This is a genomic window from Sphingomonas ginsenosidimutans (assembly GCF_002374835.1).
GTDB lineage: Bacteria > Pseudomonadota > Alphaproteobacteria > Sphingomonadales > Sphingomonadaceae > Sphingomonas > Sphingomonas ginsenosidimutans.
Map to the genome: position 1 here is coordinate 1,059,885 of NZ_NWVD01000001.1, position 17,335 is coordinate 1,077,219.

Below are 17,335 nucleotides of genomic sequence, written 5' to 3' on the forward strand. Positions count from 1 at the left end.
GATCATCATCACCATCATTCGGGGGACAAGGGACATGGCGCAGGCCGGGCGGATCGCTGGCGTCGAACTGGGGGGCACGAAATGCGTCGTCGTGCTGGCGACTCCGGCGGGCGATATCGTCGCGCAGGAGACGGTGCGCACCGGCAACGAGCCCGATGCCGCGATCGGGGCGATCGCCGCGGTGCTGGACGGATGGTGGCAGGACGGCGGTTTCGACGCGCTGGGCATCGCGTCGTTCGGGCCGGTGCAGCTTGACCCGGCCGCCCCCGATTACGGCCATATCACCGCCACCGCCAAGCCGGGGTGGCGAAACACGCCGGTAATGCCGCCGCTGGCGGCGCGCTATCCAGTGCCGGTGGCGTTCGATACCGACGTCAACGGCGCGGCGATGGCGGAGCGGCGCTGGGGCGCGGCGCGTGGGCTGGCGGACTTCGCCTATGTCACGGTCGGGACCGGGGTGGGCGTGGGATCGATCGTCAACGGTGCGCCGACGCGCGGGCTGGGGCATTGCGAGGCGGGGCATATGCGGGTGGCGCGCGTGCCCGGCGATACGTTCGCGGGGGCGTGTCCGTATCACGGTGATTGCGTCGAAGGGCTGGCCGCGGGGCCGGCGATCGCGGCGCGATGCGGGCGGCCGGGCGAGGAAATCGCCGCCGACGATCCGGCCTGGGCGCTGGTCGCGGACGCGCTGGCGCAGATGATCCAGGCGCTGGCGTGTACGAACGCGCCGCGCCGCGTGCTGATGGGGGGCGGGGTGATCGCGCAACGGCCCGAGTTGATCGCGCGGATCGACGCGCGGGTGAGGGCGCTGGTGGGCGATTATCTGGTGCTGCCGGCGCGCGATTACATCGTCGAACCGGGGTTGGGCACCGCTGCAGGGCCGCTGGGACCGATCGCACTGGCGCTGGAATCGTTGGATTAGGCGTGTCGCGACGCGAGTCGCGACGGGCAAAAGCGGTATCGAAACGCGGTTCGGAACGGTTCGAACCGCGTTTCGCACGCTATCGGATGCGTCCGGGAAGGTGCGAGCGCACTTCCGGCTTGCCCAATAATAAAAGATGATGGCATTAATCGGCAAACGCCGCCCCGGCACGACGGGCGCGGCGAACGGGAGGATCGCGTGACGGGTTGGAGCAGGAAAGCGGCGCTGTTGCTGGCAGCGGCAGTGGTGATGGCGGGGCCGGCAGGCGCCGAGGTGCCCGCCAATGGCGGTCCGTACAACGCCGAATTCCTTCCCGGCGGGATCGGGATCGAGCGCGCGATCGGCGGCGACGAGCGGGTGGCCGCGGCGGGCGCGCCGTACAGCTTCTCCGTCTGGATCAAGGCCGATGCGCGGCAGGCGGGCGACGTGCCGCTGATCGCGCTGGGCGAGGCGCGCGCGCTGACGCTAAAGGACGGGCGGCTGACGTGGCGCGACGGCGCGGCGACGATCGCCGGCCCGGTGCTGACCCCCGGTCGCTGGACGCAGGTGACCGCATCGTCGGACGGCACGCGCGGGACGCTGTACGTCGACGGCCGGCGCGTGGCGCAAACGGCACTGGCATCGACGCGGACGATGGCGACGCTGCATGTCGCGCGCGCGCTGCCGGGGGCGGTGCATTTCGGCGGGACGCTGGTGGGCGCGACGCTGCACGACGACGCGCTGACCGCGCAGCAGGTGACGGCATCGGTGCGCGCGCGGCCCGATTTCGCCAACGTCCAGCTGTGGCAGGTCGGGCAGGGGTGGCTGTTCCAGAAGAGCGCCAATATCGGCATGACGCAGCAGCAGGACGCCTGGACGCTGCCGCAGTCGAACGGCGATGCCGCTTATAGCGCGCCGGTGGCCAAGCCGCTGCCGACCGCGCCGGCGGTGCAGCCGACCGCGGCGGGGCGGTGGCAGATCAATGGCTGGCAACTGGCCGCCGCGCCCGAGGTGTCGGGCGACGGCGCCACGCTGTCGCGGCCGGGCCGGGCGAGCGGCACGTGGCGCGCGGCGACGGTGCCGGGCACGGTGTTGCAGACGCTGGTCGATCGCGGCGTCTATCCCGATCCCTATTACGGGCTGAACAACCTGAAGATCCCCGAAAGCCTGGCGCGGCAGGATTACTGGTATCGCACCAGCTTCACCGTGCCGACCGAGGCCGCCGGGCGGAAGCTGACCCTGGTGTTCGGCGGCATCAATTATGCCGCCGAGGTATGGGCGAACGGGCAGAAGCTGGGCACGACGCGCGGCGCGTTCATCCGCGGGCAGTTCGATTACATGCCGGTCGCGGGCGAGAACGTCATCGCGGTGAAGGTGTCGCCGCCGCCGCACCCCGGCATCCCGCACGAACAATCCGTCAAGGCGGGCGTCGGCGAGAACGGCGGGCAGCTGGCGATCGACGGCCCGACCTTCGTCGCGACCGAGGGGTGGGACTGGATCCCCGGCATTCGCGACCGCAACACCGGGCTGTGGCGCCCGGTGGAGCTGGTGGCGCACGGCAACGTCCGCATCCTCGACCCGCATGTCGTCACCGACCTGCCGCTGCCGCGCACCGACGTGGCCGACGTCTATGTCACCGTGCCGATCGAGAATGACGGTGCCGCGGCGCCGGTGACGGTGAAAGTGGCGTTCGAGGGCGTCGAGGCGACCAAGCAGGTCACCGCCCCGGCGGGCCGCAGCGAAGTGCGCTTCACCCCTGCGGAATTCGCGCAGCTGAAGGTCGCCAACCCGGTCTTGTGGTGGCCCAACGGCTATGGCGATGCGCATCTGTATCATGCCACCTATCAGGTGCGCGATGCGGGCGGCGTGTCCGACGTGAAGAGCGGGCGGTTCGGCATCCGCGAGGTGAGCTACGACCTGTCGCTGTTCGACGCCAAGGGCGCGCTGCGCCGCGTCAACGTGCAGACCACCAACGGTGCGCTGGCGGGGCAGAAGCTGATCGACGTGCGCCATGCCGCGATCAAGCAGTCGCCGACCGGCTGGGCCGAGTCGCTGACCCCGGCGGGCGAGACGTCGGCGGCGGTGACGCCGATCACCGAGACGCTGCCCGAGCCGCATCTGACGATCCGCGTCAACGGCGTGCGGATCGCCGCGCGCGGCGGCAACTGGGGCATGGACGATGCGATGAAGCGCATCAGCTACGACCGGCTGGCGCCGTATTTCCGCCTCCAGAAGGAGGCGCACATGAACGTCATCCGCAACTGGATGGGCACCAATACCGAGGAGGAATTCTACGATCTTGCCGACGAGAACGGCATGATGGTGCTGAACGACTTCTGGCAATCGACGCAGAATTTCCAGATCGAGCCGGACGATGCCGCGCTGTTCCTGGCCAATGCGCGCGACACGATCGCGCGCTATCGCAACCATCCGTCGATCATCCTGTGGTTCGGCCGCAACGAGGGCGTGCCGTACCCGACGCTGAACGAGGGGCTGGACGACGCGGTGTTCGAACTGGACGGCACGCGGTGGTTCACCGGCAGCAGCAACGTCATCAACCTTCAGGGGTCCGGCCCATACAACTACCGCCCGCCGGTGGGTTATTTCACCGATCTGGCGACCGGCTTTTCGGTCGAGACGGGCACGCCGTCGCTGTCGACCGCCGAATCGATCGCCAGTTACGTGCCCAAGGGCGATCGCTGGCCGCTGGGTGATGTGCTGGCGTATCACGACTGGCATTTCGGCGGGAACGGCGACACGAAGACGTTCATGCAGACGCTGGACACGATGTTCGGCGCCGGGCGCGACTTCGCCGATTTCGAGCGCAAGGCGCAGATGATGAACCTGGAAACCCACAAGGCGATGTACGAAGGGTTCCTGGGGCATTTGTGGACCAAGAACAGCGGGCGGCTGTTGTGGATGACGCATCCGGCGTGGCCGTCGAACGCCTGGCAGATCTATTCGTGGGATTATGACACGCACGCGGCCTATTACGGGGCGAAGAAGGCGGCCGAGCCGGTCCATCTTCAGCTGAACCTGCCGGGGAACGAGCTGGTCGTGCTGAACACCACGCAGGGCGACCTGAAGGGATTGACCGCGACCACGCGCGTCGTCGGGCTGGACAATGCCGAGCTGTTCACGCGCACCGACCGGCTGGACGCGCTGTCCAACCGCGCGACGCCGCTGGCGGCGGTGCCGCTGGAAAGCCTGTATGCCGCGCATCCGATGGTGCTGGTCAGCCTGAAGCTGACCGATGCGGCGGGCACGCTGTTGTCCGAAAACTTCTATTGGCGCGGGCGCGATGCGGCGTCGTATCGCGCGCTGGACACGCTGGCGCCCGCGACGCTGACGGCGCGGATGGCGGGCGGCGCAGTCGACGGTACCGACCGGGTGGTGACGGTGACGCTGGCCAACAGCGGGCAGGTGCCGGCGCTGAACACCAAGCTGACGCTGGTGGACGCGAAGGGCGAGCGGATCCTGCCGGCGTTCTACAGCGACAATTATGTCGCGCTGCTGCCCGGCGAGACCAAGGTGGTGACGATCCGCTACCCCGCCACGGTGAGCGCCGCGCCGGAGGTGACGATGCGCGGGTGGAATGTGGCGACGGCGAAGGTCGGGCGGTGAGGATCGCCCGGTGAGGATCGTAGCGGCGGCGGCGCTGCTCTGGGCCGCGCCGGCGGCGGCGCAGGTGGCCGACACCACCGCCGGACCGGTGCGCGGAGTGACCGAGGGGGGGCTGACCGAGGGGAAGCGGATCGTGTTCCGCGGCATCCCCTTCGCCGCGCCGCCGCTGGGCGCACTCCGCTGGACGCCGCCCGCGCCGGTGGCGCGGTGGCGGGGCGTGCGCGATGCGCGGCGGCCCGCGCGCGCGTGCATCCAGCAGGATCATGGCTGGAACCGCGCTGACCATGCGTTCCGCGCCGAAGACTGCCTGACGCTGGACGTCGGGACCGCCGCGCTGTCCGGGCGGCGGCCGGTGCTGGTGTGGATCCACGGCGGGGGCAATTATGCCGGTTCGCCGGGCGACATGGCGGCGGGGCCGCTGGTCGACCGCGGGATCGTGGTGGTCGGCGTCCGCTACCGGCTGGGCGCGCTGGGGTTCCTGGTGCGGCGCGGGGTGGCGGGCGGCAACTGGGCGTTGCAGGACCAGATTGCGGCGCTGCGCTGGGTCCGCGCGAATATCGCGCGGTTCGGCGGCGATCCCGGGCGGGTGACGATCGCGGGCGAAAGCGCGGGGGCGCAGGACGTCGGGCTGTTGCTGGCGGCACCCGCGGCGCGCGGGCTGTTCGCGCGCGCGATCCTGGGCAGCGGGACGCCGGGGTTCGGCATCCCGTGGCGGTCGCGCGGTGCGGCGGAGCGGATGGGCGCGCCGCTCGCGACGATGCGGCGGGCGGGAGCGGACGATGTGTTCGCCGCCGGGGAGCGGCTGGCCGATCCGCTGCTGGCGGGGCAGGATTATCGCTGGCTGCGCACGACGATCGACGGCGTGGTGCTGCCACGCGCGCCGGACCGGCTGCTCGCCGAGGCGCCGGCGCGCGACGTGATGATCGGCACCAATGCGTTCGAACTGGACCTGCCCGGCGGCGCGGGGCAGCGCGACCGGTTCATCGTGCAGAGCTATGGCGCGAAGGCGCCGCTCGCGCGCGCCTATTACCGGCTCGACCGGCCCGCGCCGCCCGCCGATCCGCGGCGCGGCACCCGCGACCAGCAGATCGCGACCGACGCGACCTTCGGTTGCCCGGCGCAGCGGCTGGCGCGGCTGCTGGCCGGCCGGGGTGCGCGGGTGTGGTCGTACCGCTTCGACGGATCGGACGACGGCGGAATGACCCGCCATTCGGCGGAACTGCCCTACATCTACGGCGGGAAGCCGATCGGCGGGGTGGCGGTGATGGATTACTGGGCGAACTTCATCCGCACCGGCGACCCCAATGGCGGCGCGCTGCCGCGCTGGCCGGCGTTCGACGCGGCGGGCAGCCGGATCGAGATCGACAATCAGGGTGTACGCGCGGCCCGCGAGGCGACGGGCGGCATCTGTCAGTGGAGTGACACGTTATGATCGACCGGCGGGGATTGTTCGGGGCAGCGGCGCTGGCGGGCGTCGCCGCCGCCATTCCGGCGCGGGCGGACGATGCGGCGGATGCGCGGCTTAAGACCGACTGGCCGTGGCTGGGGCGCTATGCCGAGGACAACCGGCGGCTGATCGCGTCGGGCGCGCGCACCGGCATCGTCTTCATGGGCGACTCGATCACCCAGGGGTGGATCGACAAGCGGCCGGGGTTCTTCACCGCGGGCCGCGTCGATCGCGGGATCGGCGGGCAGACCACGCCGCAGATGCTGTGCCGGATGATGGCCGACGTCGTCGCGCTGAAGCCGAAGGTGCTCCACCTGATGGCCGGGACGAACGATATCGCGGGCAATACCGGGCCGATGACGATCGCGCAGACGCAGGACAATCTGCTCGCGATGGCGCAGCTGGCGCGCGCGAACCATATCTGCGTCCTGCTGGCATCGGTGCCGCCGGCGGCGAACTTTCCGTGGCGGCCGGGGCTGGAGACGGTCGCGCCGATCCGCGCCATCAACAACTGGCTGGCGCGCACCGCGCCCGCACTGGGCGCGACGTTCGTCGATTACACGCCGGTGCTGGCCACGCCCGAGGGGGGCATGAAGCCGGGCCTTGCCTATGACGGGGTGCACCCGACTGCGGCGGGATACGATGCGATGGCGGGCGTGCTGGAACCGGTGCTGAAGCGGCTGGGCGTCTAGCGGTTCGCGCGATACAGGCTGCGCGGATGACGGACGATCGGGGATGGGGGCGGCCCGCCGGGGCGGCGAGCGAGCGCGCGGCATCGCGCGCGCAGGAACGAATCGCGGCGGCCGAGGCGCGCACCGCCGAGCGCCAGGCGCAGCGCGAGGCCGGGCAGCGCGAGCGCGAGGCGGCGCGCGCCGCCCGCCGCGCCGAGGAGGACCAGCGCCGCGCCGCGCGGCTGGAGGAGCGTAGCGAGGAACGCGACGCGCGCCCGCGCCGCCGCGCATCGGGCGCACTGGCGCGCACCGGCGAGGAGCGCGTGGTGCGCGACACCCGCCATTACGCGACCAACGTCGATCACGGACGGATCATCGAACTGGCGCGCCGCGGTGCGACGGTGCCGGGACTGGCGAGCGTGTTCGGCCTGCCCGAGGAGGAGATCACGCGAATCCTGGCAGCGGGGTGATGTGCAGGTTTCTGCACATCGTGGCCGATCGTCTGTGTCGATCGCTGCACGCCCCGCGCGCGCGATCATGGCTATATCATTGATATATCAGGAATGATGTAAATCGCGCGACAGGGTTGGTGGCGGGGGACTGCGTCGGCAGACTGATGCGATCCCGCGCACTCGGACAGAAGAAGCGCCGGGCCCGACGACGAGAGGATCCTGCCCATGGCACTTCACCCAAGCCCCGCCTTCGAGAGCGCGCCCGCCGGCGTGCGCCCGTGGTATACTCACCTGTACGTGCAGGTCCTGATCGCGATCATCGCCGGTGTGGCGATCGGTCATTTCGCGCCGCACGTCGGCGAATCGCTGAAGCCGATCGGCGACGGGTTCATCAAGCTGGTGAAGATGATCATCGCGCCGGTGATCTTCCTGACGATCGTCACCGGCATCGCCGGGATGCGCGATCTGGCTGCGGTCGGCCGCGTCGCCGCGAAGGCTTTCGCCTATTTCCTCACCTTCTCCACGCTGGCGCTGGTGGTCGGCATGGTGGTGGGCAACGTGATCCGTCCGGGCGCGGGGATGAACATCAACCCGGCGACGCTGGATGGCAGCAAGATCGCCGAGTATGCCGAAAAGGCGCATGACACGACGCTGACCGGGTTCCTGCTCAACATCATTCCCGACACGTTCGTATCGGGGCTGAGCGAGGGCAACATTCTGCAGACGCTGTTCGTCGCGATCCTGTTCGGCATCGGCCTGGCGATGATCGGCGAACGCGGTGCGCGCGTCACCCATGCGCTGGAAGACCTGTCGCTGGCGGTGTTCAAGGTCGTCGCGATCCTGATGAAGGCCGCCCCGATCGGCGCATTCGGCGCGATGGCGTTCACGATCGGCAAGTACGGCGTCGGCACGCTGCTGAACCTGGCGGCGCTGGTCGGCACCTTCTACCTGACGTCGCTGCTGTTCGTCATCGTGGTGCTGGGGCTGGTGGCGCGCGCCTGCGGTTTCTCGATCTTCAAGCTGATCGCCTATCTGAAGACCGAACTGCTGCTGGTGCTGGGCACGTCGTCGTCGGAAAGCGCGCTGCCGAGCCTGATCGAGAAGATGGAACGCGCCGGCTGCCCGAAGTCGATCGTCGGGCTGGTCGTGCCGACCGGCTATTCGTTCAACCTGGACGGCACCAACATCTACATGACGCTGGCGGCGCTGTTCATCGCGCAGGCGACCGGCGTGGAGCTGTCGATCGGGCAGCAGCTGCTGCTGCTGGCGGTGGCGATGCTGTCGTCGAAGGGCGCGGCGGGCGTGACCGGCGCGGGCTTCATCACGCTGGCCGCGACGCTGTCGATCGTGCCGAGCGTGCCGGTGGCGGGCATGGCGCTGATCCTGGGCGTCGACCGGTTCATGTCGGAATGCCGCAGCCTGACCAACTTCATCGGCAATGCCGTGGCCACCGTGGTCGTCACCCGGTGGGAAGGCCGGCTGGACCAGTCGCGGTTCGATGCCGCGCTGGCCGGCCATGCGCCGCGCGTCGACCAGCTGCCGGCCGAGGCCATCCCGGCGGAATGACCGACGCGCTCTAAGGACGCGATTAAGGTCTTTCGGCTAAAGGCGGGACGTGGGGGGCGAACGGCCCGCCGGTCCCGCCGCCTCCACCAAAAAGACGATCAAGGGCATTCACCATGATGAACCGTATGGCGCGCCGCCTGGCCGGCGCCGCCCCCCTGGCGCTGTGCCTGGTTGCGGGCGCGACGATCACGGCACCCGACGCCGCCGCGCAGACGATCCCCCCCAAGGACGGCCAGCCGAGCACGGCCGCCGCCAACCCCACTGCGAACGATTATCCGGTCGACGGCATGGGCGACGGCGTGACCAGCGGGGGGTACAACCAGTCGCGCTGGGCCGAGGACTGGACGAAACTGCGCGACCCCAAGAAGCGCGACGATCCGATCGACCGGCTGAAGTTCATCCCGATCGCGGGTGACGGCGACACGTATCTGACGCTGTCGGGCGAGTTCCGCCTGCGCGCGAACCATATCACCAATCCCGACCTGCGCGACCGGCGCGCGCAGCGGCAGGACATCAACCGGATCGTCGGCGCTGCCGACCTGCACATCGGCGATCACCTGCGCTTCTTCGGCGAATTGGCGCATGGCGGGCTGTCCGGTGTCGAGCTGGGCACGCGATTGCCGCAGCTAAAGAACGCGCTGGTCGTCCAGCAATCGTTCGTCGACCTGACCGGGGATGTCGGCGGCGCTCATCTGGGCGTGCGGTACGGGCGCCAGACGTTCGCCGACGGCCCCAATCTGATGGTGGTGCCGCGCGACAACAACACGATCTTCACCGTATTCAACGGCGCGCGCGTGTGGGCGCGGGGCACCAAGGTGCGGGCCGACGCCTTCGATTTCTACACCACGCGACTGGGCGTGAACGGCACGGGCGACGACCTGATCGATCGCGGGCGGCGGTTCAGCGGGATTTCCACCGGCATCGTGGTGCCGCGCGACTGGTTCGGCGGATCGAAGCTGTTCTTCGACCCGTTCGTATGGCGGCTGCGCAACGATGCCGCCTCGTGGGGCGGACGGACGCAGCGCGAGGAGCGGATGTTCTACGGCCTGCACCTGTATGGCGACGTCGGGCCGGTCAACGTCGATTACACCGTCCAGCATCAGGGCGGCAGTTTTGGCAACCAGGACATCTCGGCCTGGCTGATCTTCGCGGCGCAAAGCTATCGCCTGGGCAAGGGGCGTACCGCGCCGCGGATCGGGTTCCACGCCGATTATGCCAGCGGCGGCGGTTCCTATGACGGCGGCACGCTGCGCACGTCGCTGGCGCCGTTCGGCAACAACATCTATTACAGCTACCAGCTGTACGCGACGCCGACGAACCTGATCGCGCTGGCGCCGAACGTGACGTTCAACCCGATCCCGAAGATGCGCGTGGCGCTGGAATATCAGGCATCGTGGCGCGCGACCGAGACCGATGCGGTGTACCGCGCCAACGGCACCCCCTTTGCCGGCACGCAGAATATCCGCGGCGACCGCAAGATCGCGGACACGCTGCGCGCGCAGCTGGTGTGGAGCTTCACGCCGCGGGTGTCGTTCACCGGGCGGTACGAACATCTGATCGCGGGGCCGTCGCTGACGCGGGCGGGGTTCCGCAGCTCCGACTTCCTGGCGGGGTGGCTGAGCTTCCGCTTCTGATCGGACACGGTCCGGGGCGGGGAGCGGCGATCAGGCGGGCGAGGCCTGCGCCGTGCCCCGCCCGACCAGCACGGTGGCGGCCGCGCCCGCCAGCATCAGCACGCCGGCGACCAGCACCATCGCGCGCGCATCGCCGCCCAGCAGCGGGCGGTAGAACAGCGGCACCGTCAGGCTTTCGATCATCATCGGAATGACGATGAACATGTTGAAGATGCCCATATAGACGCCGTTGCGTTCGGGCGGGATCATCCCCGTCAGCATGATATACGGATTGCCCATCATGCTGGCCCAGCCGATGCCGATGCCGATCATCGCTACGAACAGCCCCGCCTGGGTCGGGATGCCGGGGATCGCCAGCATCGCCCCGCCTGATGCCGCCAGGCACGCGGCATGGACATGCTTGGCGCCGAAACGGCGCGCCAGCGGCACCAGCAGCAGCGCGGCGACGAACGCGACCGCATTGTAGAAGGCGCCGAGCTGCCCGACGGTCAGCACGGTATCGCGAAACGCGGTGCTGGCGGTATCGGCGGTGCCGTGCAGCGAGCGCGCCAGCGCGAAGGCGATGAACTGCCAATAGGCGAACATCGCATACCATTGGCACAGCATCGCCAGTGCCAGCTGGCGCATCGGGCGCGGCATTTCGACGATCGCGGCCTTCAGGTCCGCCAGCGCGCCGCGCAGGGTGAGCGGATCGGCGGCGAGCCGCGCCTGCTCCTCCGGTGGCAGCGGCAGTTCACGCACGCGCAGCACCGACCACAGGATCGTCGACAGCGACAGCACCGCGCCGATGATGAAGGCGATGCGCGTGATATCGGGGATGCCGTTGGCGTCGACCGCATCCTTGTCGAACCCGATCCACACCATCAGCGACGGCGCGAGATAGGACAAGGTCTGCGCCAGCCCGGTGAACGCCGATTGCGTCAGAAAGCCGACCGGCAGCTGATCGGGGGCGAGCCGGTCGCCGACATAGGCGCGATACGGCTCCATCGTGACGTTGTTGGCGGCATCCAGCACCCACAACAGGCTGGCGGCCATCCACAAAGTGCGGCTGTACGGCATCGCGAACAGGCACAGGCTGCACAGCACCGCGCCGATGAGGAAATAGGGGGTGCGCCGCCCCAGCCGGGTGTTCGTCCGGTCGCTCATCGCACCGATCAGCGGCTGGACCAGCAGCCCGGTCATCGGCCCGGCGAGCCACAGGAGCGGCAGGCTCGCCTCGTCCGCGCCGAGATAGCCGTAGATCGGCGCCATGTTCGCCTGTTGCAGCCCGAACGAGAATTGCAGGCCGAGGAAGCCGAGGTTCATCTCGACGATCCGCGCCAGCGACAGCCGGGGCCGGTTCATGCCGCCTCTCCCTCGATCCACGCCATCCCCCATGCGGGCAGCGCGGCGATGGTGGCGCCGGTCAGCCGGTCGTGTCCAGCGGCATCGAGCGAAACGGCGGCGGCCGAGAAATTGAGGAACACCGTGTCGGTGCCGCAGCCGATCGCCAGCAGCGCGGGGTGTGCCGTGGCAACCGCGCGCGGCGCGCCGGCGCCGCCGCTGGCGATACGCGCGGCGCGCAAGGCGGCGATATCGCCAGCGATGCGGCGTGCATCGGGGGTGGCGGGCGCGTCCCAGTCCATCGCGGGGCGGTGGAGCCAGCGCCCTTCGTGCGCGCGGTCGGGGTCGGCGAGGTAGCTGCGGTCGTTGAGCAGCCCCGCCTCGTCGCCCATGTACAGCGTCGCGAGGCCGCCGCTGGCGATCGACAGCGCGTTCACCAGCGCGATGCGGCGCAGCGCGGCCTCGCGCGCGGCGTCGTCGTGCGCCGCCTCCAGCCCCGCCAGCGAGGCGAGCGTGCCGTTGGTGCCGTGGAGCGCCGCGCCGTCCGACTGGAACGGCACGCCGCGCGCCCAGCTGTCGCCCGCGCCATGCAGGAAGCGCGCGGCGGCGACCAGCCGCTCCGTGGGCGCCGCGTCGATCGCGGCAAGGTCGCCCAGCACCGCGCCCCAGCCGATATCGTCGTGGCAGCGCGCATAGGACAGCCAGTTGGCGCCGCGCGGCAGCCCGCCGCTGGCCGCGACGATCGCATGCGGCAGCTGCGCCGATTGCTCCGCCAGCGCGACCCAGCCGGCGACCATCAGTGAATTGTTGTAGACCAGATGGCATTCGGGTTCGAACCCGTCGCCTTCGTCCGCGCCGAAATAGGGCGGCACGAACGCGGTCGGCACGATCGCCTCCGCCTTCAAGAGTGTGGCGGGGGCGGCGATGTCGAGCGCGGCGCGCAGCGCACGGACGATATAGTGCGACGGGGGCAGGTTGCGGCAATCGGTGCCGTCCTGCTTCCACAGGAAGGCGGTGCTATCCAGCCGGAACGCCTCGAACCCGTGGTTGGCGAGCGCCAGCATCGTTTCCAGCATCGCCAGGAAGACGTTGGGATTGCGCCAGTTCAGATCCCATTGGAACGGGTAGAAGGTGGTGCGCACATGCCCGCCCATCTCCGGCACATGCGTGAAATTGCCCGGCGCGGTGGTGGGAAACACCTGCGGCAGTTCGGCGTCGCGCGCGGCGGCCTCCCCGGCGGAGACAACCATGTAGAAGTCGCGGTAGAAGGGGTCGCCCGCGCGCGCCGCCTGCGCCCAGCGGTGATCGTCGGCGGTGTGGTTGAGCGCCAGATCGACGCACAGGCTGATCCGCCCCGCGCGCAGCCGCGCCGCCAGCCGCTCGACATCCGCCATCGTGCCCAGCCGCGGTTCGACCGCCAGATAATCCGCGACCGCGAAGCCGCCGTCGCTGTCGCCCGCGCGCGCCTTCAGCAGCGCGAGCAGGTGGAGATAGCGCACCCCGAGCGATTCGAGGTGATCGACATGCGCCTCCACCCCCGCCACCGTGCCGCCGAAGCGATCGACATAGGTGGAATAGCCCAGCATCTCCGGGTGCACGAACCAGTCGGGATCGGCGACGCGCGCGCTGTCGAGCGCGACGAGATCGGCGGCCCGCGCCGAGGCGGCACGGCGGAGGATCGCGGCGCTGCGGTCCCACAGCGGCTCCAGCGCGGCGGCGCCGTACAGCCGCTGCAACTGGCGGCGCAGGCGCGGGGCGATCGCGGCGAGTCGTGCCTCCACCGGTGGCGCGTCGCTGTCGGGAATGGTCGCGATGGTCACGTGATCGTCCTCTCCGCACGGCTCGGGCCGCAATCGTTTGCGAGCTATGGCAAGCCTGGCTGGCGGATGCAAATGCAATCGTGTGCAAAAAGATGTTTGCAAACGGTTGCGGTCGGCGTATCGAGCGTCATCAGACCCGCCGATGCGGGCGAATCAGGTTGGGGAGAGGATCGAAATGTCGTCATTGTCGAAGCTGTTGGTCGGTGCCGCCGTCGCGGCGCTGTCGTCGGGCAGCGCCTGGGCGCAGACCGCCCCCGCCACCCCCGGAACCGCCGCCGTCGCGGCCCCCACCGTGGCCGACGCCGCCGCGCAGGCCGATGGAAGCGCCGAAGCGCAGCAGGACATTGTCGTCACCGGCACCGCGCGCCCGGAGCGCAGCGTGCGCACCTCCATCTCGGTCAGCACGCTGGACGCCGCGCAGCTCAACCAGCTGGCGCCGCTGGGCAGCGCCGACCTGATCCGCAACGTGCCGGGCATCCGCGCCGAATCCTCGGGCGGTGAGGGCAATGCCAATATCGCGGTGCGCGGCCTTCCCGTGGCCAGCGGCGGCGCGAAGTTCGTGCAGTTCCAGGAAGACGGGCTGCCGGTCCTCGATTTCGGCGATATCGCCTTCGCCACCGCCGACCTGTTCGTGCGCCCCGACAACAATGTCGCGCGCGTCGAAACGGTGCGCGGCGGTTCGGCATCGACCTTCACCAGCAACGCGCCGGGCGCGATCATCAACTTCATCAGCAAGACCGGCGCGACCGAGGGCGGCAACATCGCGCTGACCAAGGGCGTGGATTTCGACCGCACGCGCATCGACGCCGATTACGGCGCGCCGCTGGGCGACGACTGGTCGTTCCATGTCGGTGGCTTCTATCGCATCGGCACCGGCGTGAAGGATGCGGGCTATACCGCGGAGAAGGGCGGGCAGATCAAGGGCAACATCACCCGCAAGCTGGCCGACGGCTTCCTGCGGCTGACGTTCAAGGTGCTGGACGACCGCGCCCCCGCCTATGTCCCGGTGCCGGTGCGGCTGACGGGGACGGTCGACAACCCCAATTATTCGTCCTTCCCCGGTTTCGACGCCAAGTCGGGCACCACCATGTCGCGCTACCTGCGGCAGGACATTTCGATCGGCGCGGACGGCAACCGCATCCTGACCGACGTGGCCGACGGCTATCGCATCAAGTCGCGCGCGATCGGCGGCGAGGCGTCGTTCGGGCTGGGCGGCGGCTGGTCGCTGGACGACAAGTTCAACATCGCGAAGAATTCGGGCGGGTTCGTCACCCCCTATCCCGCGAACGTCGCGTCGGCGGCGTCGTTCGTGTCGTCGATCGGCGGGGCGGGCGCGACGCTGCGCTATGCCAACGGGCCGAACGCCGGGCAGACGATCGCCAATCCCGGCGCGCTGAACGGCAACGGCCTGGCATCGAACACGCTGCTGTTCAACGTGACGCTGGACGATTTCACCAACGCCACCAACATCCTGACGCTGAGCCGCGATGTCGATGCCGGCAGCGCCGGAACCGGATCGGTCACCTTCGGCTATTTCAAGTCGTATCAGGCCGTGAAGATGGACTGGCACTGGAACAGCTATCTTCAGGAAGTGAAGGGCGAGAACGCCGCGCTGCTGGACGTCTATAACGCCGCCGGGCAGGCGGTGACGCAGAACGGGTTGATCGCCTATGGCGAGCCGGTGTTCGGCAATTGCTGCCAGCGCTACTACAACGTCGACTACAACATCGACGCGCCGTATATCGCGCTGTCGTGGAAGATCGGCGGGCTGAGCCTGGACGGCAGCGTCCGCTACAACAGCAGCAAGGCCGAGGGCATCTACGCCGGCAGCGTCAACCGCGTCATCGACGTCAACCAGGACGGCGTGATCCAGACCCCGGAACGGGTCGTGCCGGTGGTCAGCCTGGCGGCGGCCAAGCCGGTGGACTACCGCAAGAATTATTTCACCTGGTCGGTCGGCGCGAACTATGAGCTGAACCCCGGTCTGGCGGCGTTCGCGCGGGTCAGCCGCGGTGCGCGCTTCAATGCCGATCGCGTGCTGTTCGGCGGCGGCGTGCGCGACGACGGCAGCATCGCGGACAATGTCGCGGTCAATTTCGTCAACCAGCAGGAACTGGGGCTGAAGTATCGCGGCGGCGCGATGTACGCCAACCTGACCGCGTTCCGCGCCACCACCGCCGAGGCGAACGAGCTGGTCATCCCGGTCCAGCAGATCATCAACAACAAATATCGTTCCTACGGCCTGGAGGCCGAGGGCGGCGGCGACTGGGGGCTGTTCCACCTGATCGCGGGCGCGACCTACACCCATGCGCGCATCACCGACAGCCAGGTGACCCCGGCGCTGAACGGCAACACCCCGTACCGGCAGGCGGCGCTGATCTTCCAGGCGACGCCGTCGATCGGCAACGACGTCTTTTCGATCGGGGCGAACGTGACAGGCACCACCTCGTCCTATGCCGCGGACGTCAACACGCTGAAGATGCCGGGCTATGTGCTGACCAGCCTGTTCGGTTCCTATGCGCTGACGCCGTCGATCAAGCTGTCGGTCAATGCGCAGAACATCTTCAACGTGTTGGCGATCACCGAAGTCGGGCAGGTGCAGGACCGCATCCCCGCCGACGGCGTCACCACCGCGCGTTCGGCGCTGGGCCGCAACATCAGCGCGACGATCGGGCTGCGCTTCTGATCCATAGCGGATCGGGTGCTCCGGCCCGGCTTGCAATCGGGCCGGGGCACCGCCATTCCCTTTCGTTATGGGGACATGTTCCATCCCCGGCCGGGAATGACGGGATACGATGGGCGACGGCGGCAGCGAGGATGGCGTGTTCGGGGATGGTGGCGACCGCGTCCGCAACATGGCGGATCTGGCGCGGCTGACCGGCGTCCATGTCGCCACCGTCAGCCGCGCGCTGGCCGACAGCCCGCTGGTCAGCAAGGCGACGCGCGACAAGATCAAGGCGCTGGCGGCCGAGCACGGTTTCCGCCCCAACGAAATGGCGCGCCGGCTGCGCGTCAAAAGATCGAACATGATCGGCGTGGTCGTGCCGCTGGGGCATGAGCAGCGGCAGCATCTGTCCGACCCGTTCTTCATGACCATATTGGGGCATCTGGCCGATGGCGTGACCGCCAACGGTTACGACCTGATGCTGTCGCGCGTGGTGCCGAGCGGGGACGACTGGCTGGACGATATCGTCGATTCGGGGATGCTGGACGGGGTGCTGGTGATCGGCCAGTCGGACCAGCTGGCGGTGATCGAGCGGACCGCCGCGCGCTATCGCCAGATGGTGGTGTGGGGGCATCACCGCGAAGGGCAGCGGCATTGCGCGGTCGGGGTCGACAATTACCTGGGCGGGCGGCTGGCGGGCGAGCGGCTGATCGAGCGCGGATGCCGGCGGATTGCGTTCATGGGCGAGATCCGCACGCTGGAACTGACCGAGCGGCACGCGGGGGTGCGCGACGTGTGCGCCGAGCGCGGCGTCGACGCGCCGTTGCAGCTCGACACGCATCTGGCATCGGACGTGATGTATGAGGAGATCGCCGCGCATTGGGATGCGGTGGGCGGGCGGATCGACGGAATCGCCGCCGCGTCCGACGTGATCGCGATGCAGGCGGTGCGCGTGCTGGCGGATCGCGGCGTGCGCGTGCCCGACGATATCGCGATCACCGGGTTCGACGACCTGCCGCTGGCCGAACAGATGGTACCGCGGCTGACCACCGTGCGGCAGGATATCGCCAGCGGCGCACGCGCGATGACCGACGCGCTGCTGGCGCGGATCGCGGGGTATGACGCGCCGTCGGTGGTGATGACCCCGCAGCTGGTGGTGCGCGCCTCCGCCTGACGCCCGCGCGGGTCAGCCGCGGTTCAGCGCGGGGCGCGTATCGCGGTGCCGCGACACG

General features: G+C 69.4%; 11 protein-coding genes. 9 read left to right on the forward strand and 2 right to left on the reverse strand.

Annotated elements, in window-relative coordinates; genetic code table 11:
* Window positions 1-34: 34 nt before the first annotated feature.
* From COA17_RS04960 to COA17_RS04990, 7 genes are all read left to right on the forward strand, one after another.
* Window positions 35-922, forward strand: coding sequence for an ROK family protein (locus COA17_RS04960; RefSeq protein WP_096610468.1), 888 nt, complete (start codon window positions 35-37; stop codon window positions 920-922).
* Between the two features lie 198 nt (window positions 923-1,120).
* Entirely contained in the window at window positions 1,121-4,525 is a 3,405-nt protein-coding gene (locus tag COA17_RS04965) for a glycosyl hydrolase 2 galactose-binding domain-containing protein (RefSeq protein WP_245857423.1), read from the forward strand.
* Window positions 4,526-4,535: 10 nt separating this feature from the next.
* Window positions 4,536-5,957, forward strand: a complete 1,422-nt coding sequence (locus tag COA17_RS04970; RefSeq protein ID WP_176484798.1) for a carboxylesterase/lipase family protein — start codon at window positions 4,536-4,538, stop codon at window positions 5,955-5,957.
* A complete protein-coding gene (locus tag COA17_RS04975) occupies window positions 5,954-6,664 on the forward strand; it encodes a GDSL-type esterase/lipase family protein (RefSeq protein WP_096610472.1) in 711 nt (236 codons plus the stop codon). The genes COA17_RS04970 and COA17_RS04975 overlap by 4 nt, the downstream gene beginning before the upstream one ends.
* Before the next feature lie 26 nt (window positions 6,665-6,690).
* Window positions 6,691-7,113 carry a hypothetical protein gene (locus COA17_RS04980; RefSeq protein ID WP_096610474.1) on the forward strand — a complete coding sequence of 141 codons (423 nt, stop codon included), beginning with the start codon at window positions 6,691-6,693 and terminating at the stop codon, window positions 7,111-7,113.
* A gap of 207 nt (window positions 7,114-7,320) precedes the next feature.
* Window positions 7,321-8,661, forward strand: coding sequence for a dicarboxylate/amino acid:cation symporter (locus tag COA17_RS04985; protein WP_066489068.1), 1,341 nt, complete (start codon window positions 7,321-7,323; stop codon window positions 8,659-8,661).
* Between the two features lie 116 nt (window positions 8,662-8,777).
* Entirely contained in the window at window positions 8,778-10,295 is a 1,518-nt protein-coding gene (locus tag COA17_RS04990) for an alginate export family protein (RefSeq protein WP_096610857.1), read from the forward strand.
* A 30-nt stretch (window positions 10,296-10,325) separates the two neighbouring features.
* Here COA17_RS04990 and COA17_RS04995 read toward each other — a convergent pair whose 3' ends face one another.
* A complete protein-coding gene (locus COA17_RS04995) occupies window positions 10,326-11,639 on the reverse strand; it encodes an MFS transporter (RefSeq protein WP_096610476.1) in 1,314 nt (437 codons plus the stop codon).
* On the reverse strand, window positions 11,636-13,438 hold the full coding sequence (locus COA17_RS05000) for an alpha-amylase family glycosyl hydrolase (RefSeq protein WP_096610478.1): 1,803 nt from the start codon (window positions 13,436-13,438) through the stop codon (window positions 11,636-11,638). The genes COA17_RS04995 and COA17_RS05000 overlap by 4 nt, the downstream gene beginning before the upstream one ends.
* A gap of 175 nt (window positions 13,439-13,613) precedes the next feature.
* Between COA17_RS05000 and COA17_RS05005 the strand changes: the two genes are divergently transcribed.
* Complete coding sequence (locus tag COA17_RS05005) at window positions 13,614-16,124, forward strand: TonB-dependent siderophore receptor (protein WP_096610480.1); 2,511 nt, start codon at window positions 13,614-13,616, stop codon at window positions 16,122-16,124.
* Between the two features lie 109 nt (window positions 16,125-16,233).
* Window positions 16,234-17,277 carry a LacI family DNA-binding transcriptional regulator gene (locus tag COA17_RS05010; protein WP_096610482.1) on the forward strand — a complete coding sequence of 348 codons (1,044 nt, stop codon included), beginning with the start codon at window positions 16,234-16,236 and terminating at the stop codon, window positions 17,275-17,277.
* The last annotated feature ends 58 nt before the right edge of the window (window positions 17,278-17,335 follow it).